This is a genomic window from Actinocorallia herbida (genome assembly GCF_003751225.1).
GTDB classification, from domain to species: domain Bacteria; phylum Actinomycetota; class Actinomycetes; order Streptosporangiales; family Streptosporangiaceae; genus Actinocorallia; species Actinocorallia herbida.
Genome location: NZ_RJKE01000001.1, coordinates 9,160,568 through 9,179,438, shown reverse-complemented (window position 1 = coordinate 9,179,438; position 18,871 = coordinate 9,160,568). Strand labels below are relative to the sequence as shown.

Genomic DNA, 18,871 nt, shown 5'->3' with positions numbered 1-18,871 from the left:
CGGATCTCCTCAGGACTCCAATCGGTGCCTTCCATGGGGTTTTCCTTCCCCAAGGAGAACCCATCATCCCTGTTAGCGTGGCCACTCATGGAGATCCTCGCCGTCCACCACCCGCTGGTGGCGCACAAGCTGACCGCCTTGCGCGATGTGAACACCGACTCCCCCACGTTCCGGCGGCTCGCCGACGAACTCGTCACCCTTCTTGCCTATGAGGCGACGCGCGACGTGCGGGTCTCGCCCGTCACCGTTGACACCCCCTTGCAGCCCGCCCAGGGCGTCCGGCTTTCGCGACCCGCGCCTCTGGTCGTGCCCATCCTGCGCGCGGGGCTCGGCATGCTGGACGGGATGACCCGGTTGATCCCGACCGCCGAGGTGGGCTTCCTCGGCATGGTCCGCGACGAGGACTCCTTGAAGGCCCAGACCTATGCGACCCGGCTGCCCGACGACCTCGCCGGCCGGCAGTGCTATGTGCTCGACCCCATGCTCGCCACCGGCGGCACCCTTGTCGCGGCGATCCAGCTGCTGTTCGACCGCGGCGCCCGCGACGTCACGGCCATCACCTTGCTCGCCGCGCCCGAAGGACTCGCCACCGTCGAGAGCGCGTTCCCGGCCGAGACCCCGATCCGGATCGTCACCGCGGCGGTCGACGAGCGGCTGAACGAGAACGGGTACATCATCCCCGGCCTGGGCGACGCGGGAGACCGGCTGTACGGGGTCGTCTGACCTCGTCCGACGGGTCCGGCGGACGGTGTCCGCGGGGCCGGAGCGTCCGCGCGGGAAGGTTCGACGTTCATCACCCCGGGGTAACTAGTTATTACGGAGAGTAATCTCCTCTCGCCGTCCCGGCCCGTTGGGGGTATTCGCCGGGCTCGGCGGGCGAGGCTAAGGGACCCGTCGATGGCGCTCGAACAGCAGGCATACGAAGAGGTCACCGAACGGCTGCGCAAGGAGTTCGCCGCCGTCCATCCCGCGCGGACCGTCACCCGATGCGTCACCGTGGCGCTGCACGGGGCCCGGGACGTCATCGGGTCGGACGAGCCGGAACTCGTCGAGAAGATAGCGCGCCGCCACCTGCGGGTCCTGGCGATCGTCGCGGCCGAGCGGAGCCCGCGGATCGGTACCTGAAAACCGCCGAATCGCCTGTGGGCTAAGGGGTTCCGAGGGGTATGACCGCTACTGTGGTGAGGCCGGTCAGCTCCTCGGGAGGCGGGTTCGTGATCAGTGGGAAGCACGTCTTGTGGGTCGGCGGAGCCTTCGCCGCCATCTACGCGCTCCAGTCGCCGGACGGCGCGGCCACGCTCATCAACGGCGCGGCTTCCGGCATCGCCGGTGCCGCGGGCTCGATCGCTACCTTCCTGAACGGACTCGGCTGATGCGGCTCGTGACCCCGGGCGATTCCGCGCCCACCTCCATCACCCGGTACCTGCTGCCGCAAGAGCAGCAGGTCATCGTGGTACGCAAACACCCCGCGATGCTGATGACGCCCGTGCTGTTCGTGCTCGGGGGACTCATCGTCGCGGGCCTGATCTCCAACACCGTCGGCGGCTCGGACGACTCCGGCCTGTTCGTCAACGGGATCTGGTGGCTGTGGCTCATCCTTCTTGCGTGGTTTGTCTGGAAAGTTGCGGAATGGTCAGTCGCTTACTTCGTCATCACCAACCAGCGCATGCTGCTGTCGGGCGGACTCGTCACCCGCGACGTCGCGATGATGCCGCTGTCGAAGGTGACCGACATGAAATACGAGCGCTCCCCCGCCGGAAGGCTGCTCGGCTACGGCACGTTCATCGCCGAATCGGCCGGCCAGGACCAGGCGCTGCGCAAGGTGAACTTCCTGCCCTACCCCGACCACCTCTACACCGAGGTCTGCCAGATGATCTTCCCGGGGGGCAAGCCCACCCCGCTGGAAGACCGGCTCCGCGACATGATCGACGCCATCCCGAAGATGCGCACCGAACTCGCCGCCGCCGTCACCACCGGCACCGACGGCGACCTGGACGAACGGCGCCTCAAGCTCGAAGGCGTCCAGGCCCAGCTCGACCAGCTCGTCGCCGAGAGCGGCGAATGGCACCGGCAGGCCGCCGAGATCCACCGGCAGCTCGCGGAGCGGATGCCTCCGGGCGAAACACCGGAACTATGACCCGCTGAGACAGTGGCCCGTACCCCCGAGGTACGGGCCACTGTCATATCCACGGGTTTGACCGGCTCCACGACAACGATCCTGACCCGCTATGTCACAGGTGAGATACGGCCCGGCTCATGGAGCACTCGGGCGGTTACGCTGGCGAATGCACCAGGCGGTTCTATTCACACCTCCGCGTGAAGGCCCGGTGCATACGAATATCGAAACCCCCGCCGCGTCGAATCGCGTCGCTTCCCCCGTTGAGAGAGTCGTCATGCCGGGTCCTGGCAGTGTTGGTGAACGCGTCCGTGATCTGCGGCTTACCCGTCGCATGTCACAGGCACAACTGGCCGGTCACGACCTTTCCGACAGCTATATCTCACTCATCGAGTCAGGCAAGCGCACCCCCACCCCCGCCGTGCTCAAGCTGCTGTCCGAGCGGCTGGGCTGCACCCCCGAGTACCTGTCGGAGGGCATCGAGCCCGAGCAGCGCGCGCACATCGAGGTGCTCGCGCGGCACTGTGAGCTCGCCCTGCACGCGGGCCGTCCCGAGGACGCCCTGCGCGGCTTCGACGAGGTCATCGCCGCCGACGACAACCCCGAGCTGACGCTGCGCGCCCGCTGGGGCCGCGCCCGCGCGCTGGAGCGGCTCGGCCGTGCCACCGAGGCCATCGCCGGGTTCGAGGACCTGCGCGAGGTCGCGGAACGCGACGCCGGACGCACCAGCTGGCTCCCGTCCGTCATCGCGCTGACCCGCTGCTACCACGCCGTCGGCGACCTCGGCCAGGCCGTCTCGCTCGGCGAGCGCGCCCTGGCCCGGCTCACCGAGCTCGGCCTCACCACCGGACCCGACCTCGCCGAGGTCGCCCGGGTGCTGCTGCTCGCCCACTTGGACCGCGCCGACACCGACCGGGCCCGCGAGCTCACCACGCTGCTGCCCGACGACTGCGACGTCGCCGAGGCGTACTACCAGGCCAGCCGGCGCGCGCTTGCCGAAAGCGCCCTCGGCGACGCCATCTACCTGGCCGAGCAGGCCCTGTCCGCCGCCGCCACCCGAGGCCGGGACTCCTCTCGCGCCCGGCTGCGCGTCGCGGGCGCGCGCGCCCTCGTCCGCGGCGACGGCCAGGACAACCTGCGCGCCCTCGACCTCCTGACGGCCGCCGCCCCCGACCTCAACGGCGACGAGGCCACCGCGTGCGTCATCGAGTCCGCGCGGGCCCTCGTCCAGCTCGGCAGGCTCGACGAGGCGGTCACCACCCTCCGCCGGACCCTCGGTGCCCTGCCCCGGCAGCTCGACCCGATCGCCGTCCAGGCCCAGCTCGTCCTCGCCGCCGCCCAGCTCGCGCAGCGCGACACCGAAGGCGCCCTGGCCGTGCTGCGGACGACCGCCGCCCAGCTGGAACGCCTCCCCGCCTCCCGCCACACCGCCTCGCTGTCCCGCGAGCTCGGCGACCTCTTCGACGCCGCAGGCGACGGCTCCGCCGCCACCACCGCCTACCGCCGCGCCCTGGAATCCGTCGGCCTCCGCCCCACCCAGCGCGCCACCCAGGCCTTCGCCCAGCACTGACGGCCCGCCTGCCCGCTGTGAGCGTGCGGGTGCACCCGTCGTCGGCACGGCGCGCGCAGCCCGCGACTCGCGCGAGCGCTCGCCGGGCACCGACAGGCCGAGCGCGCGGCCGATGGCGCGCCATCGCCTGGAGACCGCCCACGACCTTGACCGGCGCGCTTCCCGACCTGCGTGACCGTGCCCCGACGTCGCCGGTCCGCGTGCTTGTCGGGCTCGGGCGTCAGGTGATGAGGCGGCCTTCGATCTCGACGTCCGGGGCGATCGCGCGCAGGCGGGTGGCCAGGGCCTCGCCGGCGGCGTGCAGGCGCTCCAGCGGGTAGGGCTCCAGGCGTTCCAGCAGGAAGAGGGCGTCGCGCGTGTCCTCGGTGATGCGGGTGCGCACGCCCTGCCGCCAGTTCCAGCGACGGCAGGTGACGCCGATGTCGTCGCGCCACACGACCTCGCCCGCGACCGGCGGCTCGTCCTCGCCGAACGTCTCGGTGCCGTCGGCGACGGTCAGCACGGCGGCGCCCGCGTAGTGGTCGAGGTCCTCGCCGCCGATCGGCAGCGCGTACTCGACGCTGACCGCGTTGTAGGCGTCGACGACCCTGCTGATCGAAGGCAGCTTGTCGGCGCGGCGCAGCAGCGCGTCCACCGACGGACGGGTCCGGTTGGGCTTCGCGCCGAACGCCCGGTAGGCCTCCCGCCAGGCGAGCACATGGGCGTCGTCCGGGTCGGCCTCCAGCGCCGCGGCGGTAAGCCAAACCCGCGACTCGGCGTCCCCCGGACCGTTCACCAGGCCGCGCGCGGCCATGGCCAGCACCGCGAAGTCCGGCCGCAGCGCGCGGACGGCGTCGGTGACGACGATCTTCTCCAGCATCCGCTCAGTATGCCGGGCTGAGCACGCCCGTCGCCGACTCGCGCCGGTGCGCCGCGTCTTCGGGCGCGACCCCGACGTCGAACCACACCCGGGTGCCGTGCGGATCGCGGGTGATGCCCCAGCGGGACGCGCACGCGTCGAGGAGTTCGCTGCCGCGTCCCGCGGTGGACTCCACGCCGACCCGGCAGAAGCACGGAACGGTCTGCGCGCCCGCGTCGGCGACGACGACCCGGGCCCAGGAGTCGGTGCGGCTGACCGTCACCGTGACGAACCCGCCCGGCTCCCCGCTGCCGGTGTGCGCGACCGCGTTCGTCACCGTCTCGCTCACCAGCAGGATCGCGTCCTCCCGGCCGGCGTGCTCCAGACCCAGCGCCGAACCCACGAAATTCCGAGCCCGACGCACCTGGTCGGCCCTGCCTGGGAAACGCACGCTGCTCACCTGTGCGGCCATACCTGCCCCCACTCCGAACTACGGCGAGTAACCACCCGATGCCCGATGGTCTCGCCAAGGCCGGGCCTGCGCAACCGATTCCCTTGTTTCCCCAGGCCGTGCGCGCGCCGTTCGGCAGAATGCCCGGCCGCCGCGCCCCGGAATCCGGTGACCGTGCGTGATCATCGGCGGGGTGCGCGGGCCGTCAGAGGAGGGCGTCGAGGGTGCCGAGCTGCCCTGGGGAGAGTTCGAGCTCGGCGGCGGCGAGGTTCTCGGCGAGATGCTCGGGCGAGGAGGTGCCCGGGGTGGGGATGAGCACCGACGAGCGGTGGAGCAGCCAGTTCAGGGCGACCTGAGCAGGCGTCGCGTCATGGAGGCGGGCGATGTCGGTGACGATCTTGTGCTCGGCGGCCTTGCGGGCGGCGTCCCCGGTGCAGGGCAGGAACGCGATGCGGCGTTCCTCGCACAGTTCGAGCAGGGCGGTCGCCGTGCGGTCGAACAGGTGGAAACGCTGCCGGACCGACACGATCTCGGTGATCTCCAGCGCGGCGCGGAGCTGCGCGGCCGACACGCCGTCCAATCCGATATGCCGGATCTTTCCTGCTTCGCGGAGCTCAACGAGGGCGCCGAGCTGCTCCGTCAGCGGAACCTGCGGGTCGATCCGGCTCAGCGTGAACAGGTCGATCGTGTCGAGCTTCAACCGGGAGAGGCTGCCCTCGCAGGCGGCGCGCAGCGCCTGCGGCCTGCCGTCGATGTGCCACTCCGTCGCCGACGTGCGGGTGACGCCGCCCTTCGTCGCCACGATCAGGCCGAGCGGATACGGGTGCAGCGCCTCGGCCACCGACTCCTCGGCGAGCCCCGGCCCGAAATCACCCGCGGTGTCGATGAGATCGACCCCGGCCTCGACCGCGCGGCGCAGCAGCGCCACCGCGTCCGCGCGTTCGCCGCGCGGCCCGAAGAGGCCGTCGCCGACGAACCGCGCGGTGCCGAAACCGAGCCGGTGCACCGGAAGGTCACTGCCGATGAAGAACATCCCGAACGACATGACGGCGACTTTACCCCGGTCCCCGACATCCCGCGTCGCAAGAGTAAGCCGGGAGTCATCCCAGCTCAGCGCATCAAGACCTGCGATAACTGACAATTCGCCGCATTAGCCAAGCGGTTTTTCCTTCCTTACCCCCATATGATCACCTGTCTCCACCCGGCCACACTGTGACCGCGGCCGGTTCGCCGGCAGGTGTCGGGGAGACACCGTTCCGGTGTCGTGTGGTGCGGTCACACGACACCGGAACCCACCCCGGGCCGTCCGGTCGAGGGTGCTCAGCGCAGGCTGCGGAAGACTCCCCCTGCGCCGCCGATCGCTCCGGTCGCGAAGAGCGGTCCACCCGGGAACACCGACAGGGACGACAGTTCGCCACCGGACGGAACCTTTGTCCACCCGCCCTTCGCGTCCCGATGGGCGAGCGCGGAGTCATAGCCGTTGACGTCGGTCGAGCCGAGGAACCAGTGGCCGCCGACGCCGTCCGCGACGGGGTGTTCCGAGTGCGTCATACGGCCGGATTTTTCGGAGATGTCCTCGCTGCGCCATCCCGTGTCCGTCTGGAACAGCAGGAAGGGCGAGACTCCGATCTCTCCGGTGATCCAGACACCTGACGCGTCGGCGGTGATGGAGTCCAACCGCGGGCCCTCCGGGCTGGGCGGGGCGTCATCGGCCGGGGGAGGTTCGGTCGGGAGCGCATCGGCGACGTCGACGGCCGCCCAGTCCTTGCCGTCGAAGCGGTGGACCGCGGCGGCGGTGATGTCGATGGCCCAGACGTCGTCGGCGGCACGGGCACTCGCCCGGAAGGCGTCGAACGGGATCTCCCGCTGCGACCAGGCCGCACCGTCGTAGTGCCAGGCCGTGTGGTCGCCGAGGAGCCAGACATCGCCACCGGCGGCGGCCAGGGTGAAGAAGCCCTCATCTGCGGGGAACGTCCTGGCGACCGTCCAGGCGCCGCCGTCCCAGTGCAGGGCCGAGGTGCCGCCGTCGTCGGTGCCGGCGAGCGCCCAGACGTCGGACGGCGAGACGGCGACGACCGAGCCGATCTCCCCGCGTTCGACCGGAAGCTCCTGCTCCGCCCAGTCCTTCCCGTCCCAGTGGAACGCCGTCGGCCGGTTCGGCCCGTCCGCCATCGGCATCCACGCCTTGATGCCGACCTTCTCCCACCCGAACGCCCACGCCTCCCGCTCCCCGGTCGCGACCACCTCCCCGAACACGACCGATCCCTCATCGGCCACCAGCTTCCACCGGTCGTTCCCGTCATCCCACGGGGCCTCCGCACCCACCCACACCACAGCGCCGAACGCGACCACGACGACACCCACCCGCTTCAGCAACATGGGACGAACAGTAGAAGCCCCGACGCAAGCGGCATATAGGTATTCATACTTAGATCCTCACCGCCCCCGGCAGGCCGACCTCACCAGGCCGCCCCACCGAAGACGATGACCGGGCCGGCTACCCCGTCGCCATGTCGACGAACCGGCTGTAGTGCCCCTGGAAGGCCACGGTGACCGTCGCCGTCGGACCATTACGGTGCTTCGCCACGATCAGGTCCGCCTCCCCCGCCCGTGGAGACTCCTTCTCGTACGCGTCCTCACGATGCAGCAGGATCACCATGTCCGCGTCCTGCTCAATGCTGTTGTGCAGGGCAATGCCGTTGGCGATGAAGTTACTGAGGCCCATGACCGTCGCGTCGAAGACCTCCTGGACGCCGATGCTCTCGACCGAGGCGATCTCGTCCCAGAACACGTCGTTGGTCGCCATCAGTTCAAGTTCGGTGCTTTCCAGCACCTCCGCCACCCGGGTGAGGCGCTGCCGTCCCGGCGCGTGCTTCCACTGGGTGCTGCCGCAGAACTTCGTACCCAGCGCCCTGGCGAACTCCCGGTGACTCATATCGCGTTCGGTGAGGATCGTCTTGACGTCGTCCCAGACCTCGACGGGAACCGTGTCACGATTCGTGTTCGCCCGCTTGGCTCGCAGGCGCGGAGCCGCCTCCCGCGCGACTTCACCGCGGGCCCCGTGCACGCCGACGTGCTCGAAGAACGCCAGCTGGTTCGGCGCGGCGTAGATGTGCAGTTGGTAAGAGGGCTCGTACCCCTCCTTCCGGGAGGTCTTGACCCGCGTGATGATGCCGAAACGGAGCAGCAGCCGCGCGACGTCGTCCACAAGGCGACGGCTGGACGAGGCGTAGTACACCCGGCACATATCGCTCTTGTCGTCCCACCACACGCAACCGTCGGTCGCCCACAGATGGCGCAGGAACAGCGCGACTTGGTCCTTCGGCAGGGAAAAGACGGGATGCGGCACGAACTTCTCGGCCGAGCGCAGGCCGAACAGACCGAGCTTGTCCAGCCACTCCGCGATCGGATTGCGCGAACCGTGCGTGAGGTGATGCGGCGAGGCCAGCCGGAGCGTCGTCACCCGGGCGTCCACGTGGTCGTCCCTGCGCACTCGCACGCCGAACCTGCGGACCGCCGACTCCTCCACGACACCGAGACATGCCTCATCCGTGCTGGCGTAGCGAATCGGCTGGCTCTTGACGAAGGAGCCGTCACCGATCAGGTGCGCGAGGACGACGATCTCGTCGTCGTCCATCCGGGCGGTGTTGAGCGGCGGCGGAACGTGCCGCGGCACCGCCACGCGGGCGCCGACGGCGAGCGAGCCGAGGTCCCGCCAGCCGCCGTAAGTGAGGAAGGGGTGGTTCATCGTCGCCTCGACCTGCCTGCCCGACGACAGCGTGACCCGGAAGACCTCCTTGTGGCCGCTGGAGAACGCATGGGTGAGCGTCCTGGGCACGTACTTGAGGCGGTCGTCCAGCGCCCACACGGGAATGTCCCGCGCACCGCTGGCGAACAGTTCCCCGATGGTCACCTCCTCGTTGTTGTCGGCGCGCATCAGCCTGGTGGAGGCGGTGACACAGCCCGATTCGCGAAGGTCGGAGACCATGGGGCGTTTGTCGGTGCGCTGTTCCGGGCCTCGGTTGAGCTGGGAGAGGGCGATGACGGGGACCTGGAGCTCCTTGGCGAGGAGCTTCAGGGAGCGGGAGAACTCCGAGACCTCGACCTGGCGGCTTTCGACCCGTTTGCCGGAGGACATCAGCTGGAGGTAGTCGATGACGACGAGGCGGAGGTCGTGCTGCTGCTTGAGGCGGCGGCACTTGGCGCGGATCTCCATCATCGACATGTTGGGCGAGTCGTCGATGAAGAGGGGAGCCTCGGCCACCTCGCTCATGCGGCGGGCGAGCCTGGTCCAGTCGTCGTCGTTCATGGTGCCGGAGCGCATCGCGTGCAGCGCCACCCGCGCCTCCGCCGACAGCAGACGCATCGTGATCTCGTTCCGGCCCATTTCCAGGCTGAAGAACGCCGAGGTCAGACCGTGCCTGATGGACGCGGCCCGCACGAAGTCCAGCGCGAGCGTGGAGTTGTGGGTGGCCACCATGCGCCGCCCAGCGAGGTACAGCCGGTCCGCCGCGTCCACCTGCACGCACTTGACCGGCCGAGACGGCACCGGCCGTACCGCGACGATCCGCCGCTCGCCGGCCACCGGCCCGGCCTCCCGCCGCGCCTCCTTGTGCGCACGCTCCTTCACCGAGTCCCGGAAGACCTCTTCGTCGGTGACGAACACGATGTCCGCCCGCTCCCCGGTCTCGCCGGGCAGGGCCGGGCGCCGGGTGCAGGGGTGGGCGAGGGTGGCCAGGAGTTCGGCGACGGAGTCGGCGAGGGCGGCGGGAAGCGCGGGCAGGGTGATCGTGCCGTCGGGGCGGGACAGACCCGCCGCGTCGAGGATTCCGGCGAGGAGGGCGCGGCGCTGCGGCGCGGAAGCGCGCAGGTAGGCGCTCGGGAGCCCGGAGTCCGCGGCGAGTTCGTTCTCCCCAGGCCGTGGACGACCGGCGAGCGCACCCTCGACGCGCATCGCGAGTTCGCCCTCGACGGGTGAGGCGACCGCGGCGGAGGCGACGAGCGCGCCGAAGGCGTAAGGCGCGACGGGGAGGGGTGCCGATGGCAGGACCAGCGGAGCGTGCAGGGCGACGGTATGGGCCGGCGAACCGTCGGAGGCGAGAAGGGACGCCGCGATCTCGGCCGTGGTCCTCACCGCCTCGACGCCGGAGGACTCCAGGGTCGTCCACAGGTGCTCGGCGTCGGCGACGATCCTGGCGCCGTCGCAGAACTCCACCTCGAAGCAGGGGCGGCCCTCCATCACCTCACTGATCGCGGTGACGGCCACGGGGCGGCCATCGGAGCCGAGCAGGAGATCGCCCGGGGCCGCGGCGCGCATGGTGGTCCAGCCCGCGGGGGTCGGGAGCGGGGTGTCGAGATCCAGCGCCTTGCCCATCGCGGGCCGGGCCGCGATGACGATCATCTGGCCGCCGTGCAGGCCGTTGGTGAGCGCGTCGAGATCGGTGAAGCCGGTGGGCACGCCGACCATCGAGCCGTCGCGGCTGCCGATCGCCTCGATCTCGTCGAGCGCGCCCGGCATGATGTCGCCGAGCTGGAGGTAGTCCTCGCCGGAGCGCTTGTCGGCGATCGCGTAGACCTCGGCCTGGGCCTGGTCGAGCAGATCGTCGGCGTCGGCGCCCGCGGTGTAGCCGAGCTGGACGATGCGGGTGCCCGCCTCGACCAGGCGGCGCAGCACCGAGCGCTCCTGCACGATCTTGGCGTAGTACCCGGCGTTGGCGGCCGTGGGCACGGAGTTGATGAGCGTGAACAGGTACGGGGCGCCGCCGGTGCGGGTGTGCTCGCCGCGCTTGGTCAACTCGGCCCCGACGGTGACGGCGTCGGCGGGTTCGCCGCGGCCGTACAGATCGAGGATGACGTCATAGATGACCTGGTGCGCGGGCCGGTAGAAGTCGTTGGAGCGCAGCTCCTCGACCACGTCGGAGATGGCGTCCTGCGCCAGCATCATGCCGCCCAGCACGCACTGCTCGGCATTGAGGTCGTGCGGCGGCACCCGCTCGAACTCCGATTCCTGCCTGGGGATCTCGGCGATGCTCACCCCGCACACCTCCGCTCTCCGGGCAGACCTGCCCCACCGTTCTAACCCGACCGTCTGACATTCTCGGACCGAAGCGGAGCGACTCCAACTCAGCCCTGTGGATAACCCTGTGGATGACCTGTGCAGAGGTCCCCCCAGCCTGTGGATAACCTGTGGACAACTTGGGGACAACCGCGTTGCCAGATCACGAAATGAGGCCCTGAGCTGCGGAAGTACGATCCACAACCTGTGGATGACGAAAACCCTCGAGAAAACCTCGACACCGCGCGCGGCGGAGGCCTCAACGGAGAGATCCTCAGGCTCGCGATCCCGGCATTCTTCGCGCTCGTCGCCGAACCGCTCTTCCTGCTCTCCGACGCCGCGATCGTCGGACGGCTCGGCACCGCGCAACAGGCCGGGCTGACGATCGCCGGACAGGCCATGGCGACGGTCGTCGGGTGCTGCGTCTTCCTCGCCTACGCCACGACCGCCGCCGTCGCCCGCCAGGTCGGCGCGGGACGGCGCCGAGAGGCGACCCGTCAGGGCGTCGACGGCATCTGGCTCGCGCTTATCCTCGGCGCCTTCATCGTCGCCGCGGGGGTGCCCCTCGCCCCCGCCATCGTCGGATTCCTCGGCGAGAACCCCTACGCGACCGAATACCTGCGGGTCGCTCTCCTGGGCGCCCCCGGCATGCTCGTCGTCCTCGCCGGGACGGGCATCCTGCGCGGCCTCCAGAACGGGCGGTTCCCCCTGGCCGTCTCGGTGGCCATGTTCGCCCTGAACCTCGGGCTCAACGTGCTGTTCGTGCTCGTCCTCGACTGGGGCATCGCCGGATCGGCGTGGGGCACCGTCACCGCGCAGACCGCGGGCGGACTCGTCTACCTGGGCGCGGTCGTCTCCCTCGCACGAAAGCACCGGGCAGGGCTGCGGCCCGACCTGCGGGGTCTGCGCACGGCCGCGGCCTCCGGCTTCGCCCTCGTCATCCGTACGGTGACGCTCCAGGCGACGCTCGTGTTGTCCACAAGGGCGGCCGCCCATCAGGGCACTGATGTGGCCGCCGCCTACGGCATCAGCTCCCGCATCTGGATGCTGTCGTCGTTCCTGCTCGACGCGGTGGCCATCGCCGGGCAGTCGCTGCTGGGGCGTCATCTGGGGGCCGGGGACGTCGCCAGGGCGCGCGCCGTGACGCGCCGGATGCTCTGGTGGGGGCTCGGCGCCGCGTGCGCGTTCGGCGCCGTGCTCCTGGCCACCCGCACGGCGATCCCCCCTCTGTTCGACGCCTCCCCCTCCGTCTCTGCGCTGCTGCTGCACGCGCTCGTGGTCGTCGCGCTCATCCAGCCGCTCGGCGGCCTGGTGTTCGTGCTCGACGGCGTCCTCATCGGCGCGGGCGACATGCGCTACCTCGCCTGGGCCGGAGTGGCGACCTTCGCGGCGTTCGTCCCGGCGGTACGGCTCGCCGCGGACCACGGGATCGTCGCACTGTGGGTCTCCCTCGGCTGGTGGATGCTGATCCGGCTCGGCACGCTGGCCTTCCGCGCGCGTTCCGGCCGCTGGCTCGTGACGGGCGCCGTCCGCTGAGAGCTGCCCCGGACTCCCGATTCGAAAACATGCTCGAATTGTCAGTGGGGCGCGCTAGACTTCGAACATGCGTTCACCACACGGGGAAAGGCTGGCCCGGCTCAGCCAGGCGATCGACGAGCTGTCGGCGCACGGTCTCGCCGGCCTGCCACCTGATCTGCTCGCCGAGCGCGTCGAGCACATCTTCACACTCGTGGAGGGCATCGACCCGGAGTCCGCCCGGCGCCGCACCCGCCGAGCCGTCATCGAGAACTGACGGGGCATCTCGGAGATCAGGACGGCACACAGACGGGACGGCGTGGAAACGAGCGAGGCCCGCATCCGATGCGGATGCGGGCCTCGCGCGGCTGCTGGTGAGCGTCAGGCGACGGTCAGGTTGACCGTTCCGCCGATCTCCGAGTGGAGACGGACGGTGACCTGGTGGGCGCCCACGGTCTTGATCGGGTTCGAGATCTCGATGCGGCGCTTGTCGAGGTCCGGACCGCCGGCCGCCTTGACGGCGTCGGCGATGTCACCGGCGGTCACGGCGCCGAACAGGCGACCGCTCTTGCCGGACTGGGCCTTGACGACGACCTTGAGGCCCTTGAGGGAGTCGGCGACTTCCTTGGCCTGGTCGAACGTCGCGATCTCGCGGGCGGCGCGCGCCTTCTTGATCACGGCGATCTGCTTCTCGGCGCCCTTGGTCCACAGGATCGCGAACTGGCGGGGCACGAGGTAGTTGCGGCCGTAGCCGTCCTTGACCTCGACGACGTCGCCCGGCGCACCGAGGCCGGCCACCTGCTGGGTGAGGATGAGCTTCATTATGTTCGTCCCCTTCCTAGCGAGCGGTCGAGGTGTACGGGAGCAGCGCCATCTCACGAGCGTTCTTGATCGCCGTAGCGACATCACGCTGGTGCTGGGTGCAGTTGCCCGTCACCCGGCGAGCGCGGATCTTTCCGCGGTCGGAGATGAACTTCCGGAGGAGGGTCGTGTCCTTGTAGTCCACGTAGGAGATCTTCTCCTGGCAGAACAGACAGACCTTCTTCTTCGGCTTGCGGGGCGGTGGCTTGGCCATCGTGGTGCTCCTAGAGTGCAGAGCCCTGCGTTATGCAGGAATGGACATCATGGACAGAATACTTCGTTTAGAACGGGGGCTCGTCGGAGTAGCCTCCGCCGGACGGGGCGCTGGTGGCCCAGGGGTCGTCAGCGGGCGGGGCCTGGCCGCCGGAGTTGCCTCCGCCGCCCTGGTAACCGCCGCCGCCACCCTGCTGGTAGCCGCCGCCTCCGCCGCCGCCCTGGTAACCGCCGCCGCCTCCGCCGCCGAAACCGCCACCGCCCTGACGGGAGGTCTTGGTCACCTTGGCCGAGGCGTTCTTGAGCGACGGGCCCACTTCGTCGGCCTCGATCTCGTAGACGGTGCGCTTCTCGCCTTCGCGCGTCTCGTAGGAGCGCTGCTTGAGGCGGCCCTGGATGATCACGCGCATACCGCGCTGGAGGCTCTCCGCGCAGTTCTCCGCCGCCTGACGCCAGACGTTGACCGTGAGGAAGAGGCTTTCGCCGTCCTTCCACTCATTGGTCGCCTTGTCCAGGAAACGCGGCGTGGACGCGACCCGGAAGGACGCGACGGCCTGCCCGGACGCGGTGAACCGCAGGTTCGGGTCCTCGACGAGGTTGCCGACGAGGGTGATCGTGGTGTCGCCTGCTGCCATGGGTTATCGCTCCCGCCTGGAGTGTGGGGCCGGTCGCCGGAGGACTAGTCGCTGAGGACTAGTGGACCTCGGGACGCAGAACCTTGGTGCGCAGCACCGACTCGCTCAGGTTGAGCTGGCGGTCGAGCTCCTTGACCAGCGCGGGCTCCGCGGTGAGGTCGACGACGGCGTAGATGCCTTCGGACTTCTTCTGGATGTCGTACGACAGGCGCCGACGGCCCCAGACGTCGACCTTCTCGACCGATCCGCCGCCGGTCTTGACGACGTTCAGGAACTGGTCGACGGTGGGGGTGATCGCGCGCTCGTCGAGCGACGGGTCGAGGATCACCATGACTTCGTAGCGACGCATGAGGTCCCTACCTCCTCTGGACTGATGCGGTCACGGCGTGTCCGTGACAGGAGGGCTAGCTGCCTGCCCGTCCGTGCTCTGCGCACAGTACGGGACCGGACCACAGTACCAGCGCGTCGCAGGTCGTCATGCCGCGTTGGCGCGCCGCCTGTCCAGCTCGGCCATGAGGTCGAACATCCGGGCGCGCATGCGCGCCGTCTGGGTGGTCAAGGTGGACAGTTCGTCGATCAGCGCGTGGTCGTCGAGCTGTGCGAATTCATTCACACCCTGCTCAGCAGACCGCCCGGCGTGCCTCGCCGTCTCCTCTACCATCCGGTCCTCCTCCCTATCGAAGTCGTGTTCGACTCTAGCCTCTGCGGGTGACAAAACGGGGTCCAAGCTGTGGACTCGCCGATAATCTGACTCGTATGCGCATCGGAGCCCACGTCAGAGCACTCGATCCGATCGAGGCCGCGGCCGAGGTCGGGGCCGAGGTCGTCCAGATCTTCATCGGCGATCCCCAGAGCTTCAAGGCCCCCGTCGCCCCGGACGGGCTGGCGGAGGCGATCGCGGCGTCGGACGTCGAGGTCTTCGTCCACGCCCCGTACCGGATCAACGTGGCGACCACCAACAACCGGATCCGCATCCCCAGCCGCAAGCTGCTCCAGCAGCACCTGCACGCCGCCGCGGCCATCGGCGCCAAGGGCCTGATCGTGCACGGAGGCCACCTGGGCGACACCGACGACCCGCAGGTCGGGTTCGACAACTGGCGCAAGGTCTTCGAGCGGCTCGACTGCCCGGTCCCGCTGCTGATCGAGAACACCGCGGGCGGCGGCAACGCCATGGCCCGGCGGTTCGACCGGATCGCCCAGCTCTGGGAAACCCTGGACGGCGTCGACGGGATGGCGGAGAAGGTCGGCTTCTGCCTGGACACCTGCCACGCGCACGCGGGCGGAGAGGCCCTGATCGACGCCGTCACCCGGATCAAGGCGATCACCGGCCGGATCGACCTGATCCACTGCAACGACAGCCGCGACGCGTTCGACTCCGGCGCCGACAGGCACGCCAACCTGCGCAAGGGCCAGATCGACCCCGAGCTGATCCTCGCCGTCTGCCGGGAGGCCGCCGCCCCGATCGTCGTGGAGACGCCGGGCGAGGGGCAGGCCGAGGACATCGCGTGGCTGCGCGAGTCCCTGACGGCCGCGGAGGGCTAGCCGTCCAGTTCGGGGAGGCCGGGCAGTTCGCCCGGACCGGCCGGGAGCAGCACGAACATCGGGGTCTCGCTCTCGGCCCACGCCTCGACGGCGTCGCCGAAGACCTCGAGCGCGGTCGCGAAGACCTCGGGCGCCGCCTCCGACAGCTCGCGCCAGCCCGGCCAGACGATCAGGTAGCCCACCTGGGCGGGCAGCCATTCCATGTCGGTGAGCAGGTCGTAGCAGGCGTCCCAGCTATGGGCGTTGTAGTACTCGGGGAACTCCAGCACCTCGCCCACGTGCGCCAAGAACGCGTCCTTGTCTTCGGCGGGGCCCAGGCCGAAGACCTCCCACCCGCCGTCTTCCGCGGCGATGAGCCAGGGCGGCATCTCCACGTCGGTATGGCCGCCGCTCATCGCCAGCGGTAGCGCGAGCCGCCCTTCGGGGGTCCTCGTGGGGGTCGCCGGAGACGGCGCCCTGCGCACGGTGCGGAACAGCTCCGCCGGGTCGATCTCCCAGCGGTAGACGCCGGGCGTCCCCTGGCCGGCGATCACGTCTTCGAGCCCCTGCATGCCTTCCTCAGCCGGTGATCCGCAGGAATGTGCGGTAGTGATCGGGCGAGTAGTAGCGCTCTCCGCCCTCGCCCACGACGATCCGCCGCGGCCCCCTGTAGTGCTGGCCGGGCGCGGCGACGGTGAACTCCCGATAGTACCCACGGGGGTGTGCCGGCAGGAGCCTCTCCCGGTTGACGAAGACCGACCCGTCCCGTCGATAAGGGTAGGGGCCGCCTGCGGCGATGAGGGTCAGGGTCTTCTGGGCTGCTCTGGGGAGATCCGCGAACTCGATCGTCGCGTGCGCGACCGTCGTCTGGACGGCGGTGCGGACGGTGGTCGTCGAAGACCCACAGGCCGGGACGGACAGCAGGAGGAGGACGGGGAGGATCGCGCGTATCGCTGTGATCACGGTGCGTGATCTTAGGGCGGACGCCGCGTCAGATGCCGAATCCCCAGTTCAGCAGGCGGGTGGCGTCGGTGAAGCGGCGGCTCGCGGTGGGGGCGCCGAGGATCACGCCGATCTGGATCTTCTTGCCGCGCTGGGCGGCGAACAGAAGGCAGTACCCGGCCTTCGAGGTGTACCCGGTCTTGATGCCCAGGCCGCCCTCGTACTTGCCGATCAGGGTGTTGGTGTTCTTCCAGGTGTAAGAACGGTCGTTCAGGCTGCGCACCGTGATCTTCTTCGTGGCGAAGATCTTCTTCAGGGTCGGGAAGCGCAGTGCGTACCGGCCGAGCTTCACCTGCGAGGCGGCCGTCGAGTACGTCGAATACTGCGACGGGTAAGGCAGGCCGTCGAAGTTGGCGTACTTGGTGTTCGCCAATCCCAGCCGCTTGGCCTCGGCGTTCATCTTCTTGACGAACCCGTCGTATCCGGGGCCGTAGGTGTCGGCGAGGGCGGCCGCGGCGTCCGCGCCGGACTCCAGGAGGGTGCCGTAGAGCAGGTCGCGGACCTTGACGCGGTCGCCCACGACGAGACGGGCCTCGGTCGCGCCCCATTTGTCGCCGTACGTGGTGTACTTCCGCTTGATCTTGATCGGCCGGTCCAGATCGGTCTCGGTGCGGAGCACGACGATGGCCGTCATGACCTTGGTGAGACTCGCGATCGGGCGCTTGGTGTCGGCCTTGCTCTTCCAGATCGTCCTGCCGTTGAGGCTGAGCAGACCCGCCCCCGCCTTGATCGACGAGGGCGGCTTCGTCACGTCGGGAGCGGCGGCGGCAGGGGCTGCGGGGACGGCGACGAGGGCCGCACCGGCGGCCACGGCGGCGATCAGCTTGCGCACGACGCTCCCGGATCTTTCGGTTCAGGACGGTCGCCACCTTGTCAGCCGACACTGACATCACGCAAACCGCACGGGCTCGAAGAAAGTTGTCCACAGATTCGATCGCCGTCCGCTGCGGGGCGATCGCGGAGCGCATGCTGGGGGCATGACGCAAACGACGTTGTTCTCGATGCCCGGATCGCGGTTCGCGTTCGTCAGCCTGCGCGGGCGGGGGCCGCTCGCCGAACGGGCGCGGCGGCTCGGTGCCGCCGAGCCCGGGGCCGTCCTCAGGCTGCGCACGGCCGCCCATCTGTGGGGGCTCGCGGTGCCCCGCCGCCCCGCGGAGGCGATTCCGCTGGACGTCGCGCTGCCCGATCCGCGCGGCGCGCCCCTGCCGTCGCCGGATCTCACGGAGAGGGACGGGCGGGTGCTCACCACCCTGGAGCGGACCGTGTTCGACTGCGCGCGGGAGCTCCCCCGATATGACGCGCTCGCCGTCGTCGACCAGGCACTGGCCCTGGGCGTCGGCCGGGAGGCATTGGCGGGCCGGGCACGGCGCGCACGGGGCCGGGGCACCGCCCAGGCCGTCGCCGTCATCCGGATGGCCGATCCCGGGGCCGAATCCCCCGGCGAGTCGCTCGTGCGCGGGGTCGTCATAGACGCGGGCTTCCCCAAGCCGTCCTGCCAGGTCCCGGCCCTCCCGACCGGCTACCGCCTCGATCTGGGCCACCCCGAGTACCGCAGCGCCCTCGAATACGACGGCGAGGCCTTCCACACCGGCCGTGCCAACCGCACCCGCGACGCCCTTCGCCACGCCGTCCTGGCCGAAGCCGGCTGGCGCGTCCTCCCCGTCACCGCGGAGTTCCGCACCGCCCCCGCGCCCTTACCTCTCCGCCTGGCTCACCATCCTCCAGAACTCCGGCTGGACCCCTGCCCCCGCCCACCTCAGCCAGATCGCCACCCACATAACCCGCCTGACCCGCCCCCGAGACCGCCGCAGCCTCTTCTAGCCACCCCCTACAGGCCGCCCGGGGCCCAAGGCCATGGACGAGCCCACGGACGCCGGACGCCGGGGGGCCGGGACCGGGCCGATGCCAGCCCCGCGCCCCCAGGCGCCCAGGGCCTGGGCCATGGGCCAGGCCAGCGCCCACAGGCGCCGCCATGGACCGACGGCTCTTGGGAGCGGGGCGGCCCGGGGACGAGGCGTGCGCGGGACGGGCCGGGTGGCGTTCGGGTGGGGTCGGCCGGTCCACCGGCCCCGCAGCGCCTGAGCCCCCGTACCC

At 70.2% G+C, this 18,871-nt stretch carries 20 protein-coding genes and 1 pseudogene; 8 read left to right on the top strand and 13 right to left on the bottom strand.

The genetic code is table 11. From position 1 onward, the window contains the following. Positions 1 to 87: 87 nt before the first annotated feature. The 5 genes and pseudogenes from upp to EDD29_RS41815 all read left to right on the top strand — a co-directional run bounded on the left by upp (position 88) and on the right by EDD29_RS41815 (position 3,686). Positions 88 to 723, top strand: coding sequence for a uracil phosphoribosyltransferase (upp, locus tag EDD29_RS41830; RefSeq protein ID WP_123669673.1), 636 nt, complete (start codon positions 88 to 90; stop codon positions 721 to 723). Positions 724 to 897: 174 nt separating this feature from the next. Next, complete coding sequence (locus EDD29_RS41825; protein WP_123669672.1) at positions 898 to 1,125, top strand: three-helix bundle dimerization domain-containing protein; 228 nt, start codon at positions 898 to 900, stop codon at positions 1,123 to 1,125. Between the two features lie 89 nt (positions 1,126 to 1,214). Next, positions 1,215 to 1,373, top strand: coding sequence for a hypothetical protein (locus EDD29_RS46055; protein WP_170201779.1), 159 nt, complete (start codon positions 1,215 to 1,217; stop codon positions 1,371 to 1,373). After that, positions 1,373 to 1,882, top strand: a pseudogene (locus EDD29_RS41820) (PH domain-containing protein); the annotation flags it as partial. The gene EDD29_RS46055 and the pseudogene EDD29_RS41820, both read left to right, overlap by 1 nt. A gap of 511 nt (positions 1,883 to 2,393) precedes the next feature. Further along, positions 2,394 to 3,686: a helix-turn-helix domain-containing protein gene (locus tag EDD29_RS41815; protein ID WP_123669671.1), complete on the top strand. Its 1,293-nt coding sequence runs from the start codon at positions 2,394 to 2,396 to the stop codon at positions 3,684 to 3,686. Positions 3,687 to 3,906: 220 nt separating this feature from the next. Here EDD29_RS41815 and EDD29_RS41810 read toward each other — a convergent pair whose 3' ends face one another. The 5 genes from EDD29_RS41810 to EDD29_RS41790 form a co-directional block, all read right to left on the bottom strand. Next, complete coding sequence (locus EDD29_RS41810; RefSeq protein ID WP_123669670.1) at positions 3,907 to 4,545, bottom strand: B3/B4 domain-containing protein; 639 nt, start codon at positions 4,543 to 4,545, stop codon at positions 3,907 to 3,909. 4 nt (positions 4,546 to 4,549) lie between these two features. After that, on the bottom strand, positions 4,550 to 4,996 hold the full coding sequence (locus EDD29_RS41805) for an ATP-binding protein (protein WP_123669669.1): 447 nt from the start codon (positions 4,994 to 4,996) through the stop codon (positions 4,550 to 4,552). 184 nt (positions 4,997 to 5,180) lie between these two features. Then, a complete protein-coding gene (locus EDD29_RS41800) occupies positions 5,181 to 6,020 on the bottom strand; it encodes an aldo/keto reductase (protein WP_123669668.1) in 840 nt (279 codons plus the stop codon). Between the two features lie 275 nt (positions 6,021 to 6,295). Beyond that, a complete protein-coding gene (locus EDD29_RS41795) occupies positions 6,296 to 7,354 on the bottom strand; it encodes a hypothetical protein (protein ID WP_148086275.1) in 1,059 nt (352 codons plus the stop codon). Between the two features lie 118 nt (positions 7,355 to 7,472). Continuing rightward, entirely contained in the window at positions 7,473 to 11,009 is a 3,537-nt protein-coding gene (locus tag EDD29_RS41790) for a replicative DNA helicase (protein ID WP_123669666.1), read from the bottom strand. Positions 11,010 to 11,237: 228 nt separating this feature from the next. On the opposite strand from EDD29_RS41790, the gene EDD29_RS41785 reads away from it, so the two are divergent. Continuing rightward, positions 11,238 to 12,566, top strand: coding sequence for an MATE family efflux transporter (locus EDD29_RS41785; protein ID WP_123669665.1), 1,329 nt, complete (start codon positions 11,238 to 11,240; stop codon positions 12,564 to 12,566). Positions 12,567 to 12,633: 67 nt separating this feature from the next. Then, entirely contained in the window at positions 12,634 to 12,822 is a 189-nt protein-coding gene (locus tag EDD29_RS41780) for a hypothetical protein (RefSeq protein WP_123669664.1), read from the top strand. Between the two features lie 104 nt (positions 12,823 to 12,926). On the opposite strand, the gene rplI is transcribed toward EDD29_RS41780, so the two are convergent. The 5 genes from rplI to EDD29_RS46050 all read right to left on the bottom strand — a co-directional run bounded on the left by rplI (position 12,927) and on the right by EDD29_RS46050 (position 14,867). Continuing rightward, positions 12,927 to 13,367 carry a 50S ribosomal protein L9 gene (rplI, locus tag EDD29_RS41775; RefSeq protein WP_123669663.1) on the bottom strand — a complete coding sequence of 147 codons (441 nt, stop codon included), beginning with the start codon at positions 13,365 to 13,367 and terminating at the stop codon, positions 12,927 to 12,929. Positions 13,368 to 13,383: 16 nt separating this feature from the next. Continuing rightward, positions 13,384 to 13,620, bottom strand: a complete 237-nt coding sequence (gene rpsR / locus EDD29_RS41770; RefSeq protein ID WP_123669662.1) for a 30S ribosomal protein S18 — start codon at positions 13,618 to 13,620, stop codon at positions 13,384 to 13,386. A 67-nt stretch (positions 13,621 to 13,687) separates the two neighbouring features. Continuing rightward, positions 13,688 to 14,254 carry a single-stranded DNA-binding protein gene (locus EDD29_RS41765; RefSeq protein WP_123669661.1) on the bottom strand — a complete coding sequence of 189 codons (567 nt, stop codon included), beginning with the start codon at positions 14,252 to 14,254 and terminating at the stop codon, positions 13,688 to 13,690. Positions 14,255 to 14,312: 58 nt separating this feature from the next. Further along, positions 14,313 to 14,603 (bottom strand): 30S ribosomal protein S6, encoded by a 291-nt coding sequence (gene rpsF, locus EDD29_RS41760; RefSeq protein ID WP_123669660.1) that lies wholly within the window; start codon positions 14,601 to 14,603, stop codon positions 14,313 to 14,315. 126 nt (positions 14,604 to 14,729) lie between these two features. Next, the gene (locus EDD29_RS46050) at positions 14,730 to 14,867 is read right to left on the bottom strand and encodes a hypothetical protein (protein WP_170201777.1); all 138 of its coding nucleotides are present in this window, start codon (positions 14,865 to 14,867) and stop codon (positions 14,730 to 14,732) included. Between the two features lie 143 nt (positions 14,868 to 15,010). Between EDD29_RS46050 and EDD29_RS41750 the strand changes: the two genes are divergently transcribed. Then, on the top strand, positions 15,011 to 15,796 hold the full coding sequence (locus EDD29_RS41750; RefSeq protein WP_123669658.1) for a deoxyribonuclease IV: 786 nt from the start codon (positions 15,011 to 15,013) through the stop codon (positions 15,794 to 15,796). Here the strand turns inward: EDD29_RS41750 and EDD29_RS41745 are convergent. From EDD29_RS41745 to EDD29_RS41735, 3 genes are read right to left on the bottom strand one after another with little or no spacing between them, the layout of a single operon-like run. Further along, positions 15,793 to 16,347 carry a barstar family protein gene (locus EDD29_RS41745; RefSeq protein ID WP_123669657.1) on the bottom strand — a complete coding sequence of 185 codons (555 nt, stop codon included), beginning with the start codon at positions 16,345 to 16,347 and terminating at the stop codon, positions 15,793 to 15,795. The two genes, EDD29_RS41750 and EDD29_RS41745, sit on opposite strands and share 4 nt — an antisense overlap. A gap of 7 nt (positions 16,348 to 16,354) precedes the next feature. Further along, positions 16,355 to 16,738 carry a guanyl-specific ribonuclease gene (locus EDD29_RS41740; RefSeq protein ID WP_123669656.1) on the bottom strand — a complete coding sequence of 128 codons (384 nt, stop codon included), beginning with the start codon at positions 16,736 to 16,738 and terminating at the stop codon, positions 16,355 to 16,357. Between the two features lie 28 nt (positions 16,739 to 16,766). Then, positions 16,767 to 17,609: a D-alanyl-D-alanine carboxypeptidase family protein gene (locus EDD29_RS41735; RefSeq protein WP_123669655.1), complete on the bottom strand. Its 843-nt coding sequence runs from the start codon at positions 17,607 to 17,609 to the stop codon at positions 16,767 to 16,769. Between the last annotated feature and the right edge of the window lie 1,262 nt (positions 17,610 to 18,871).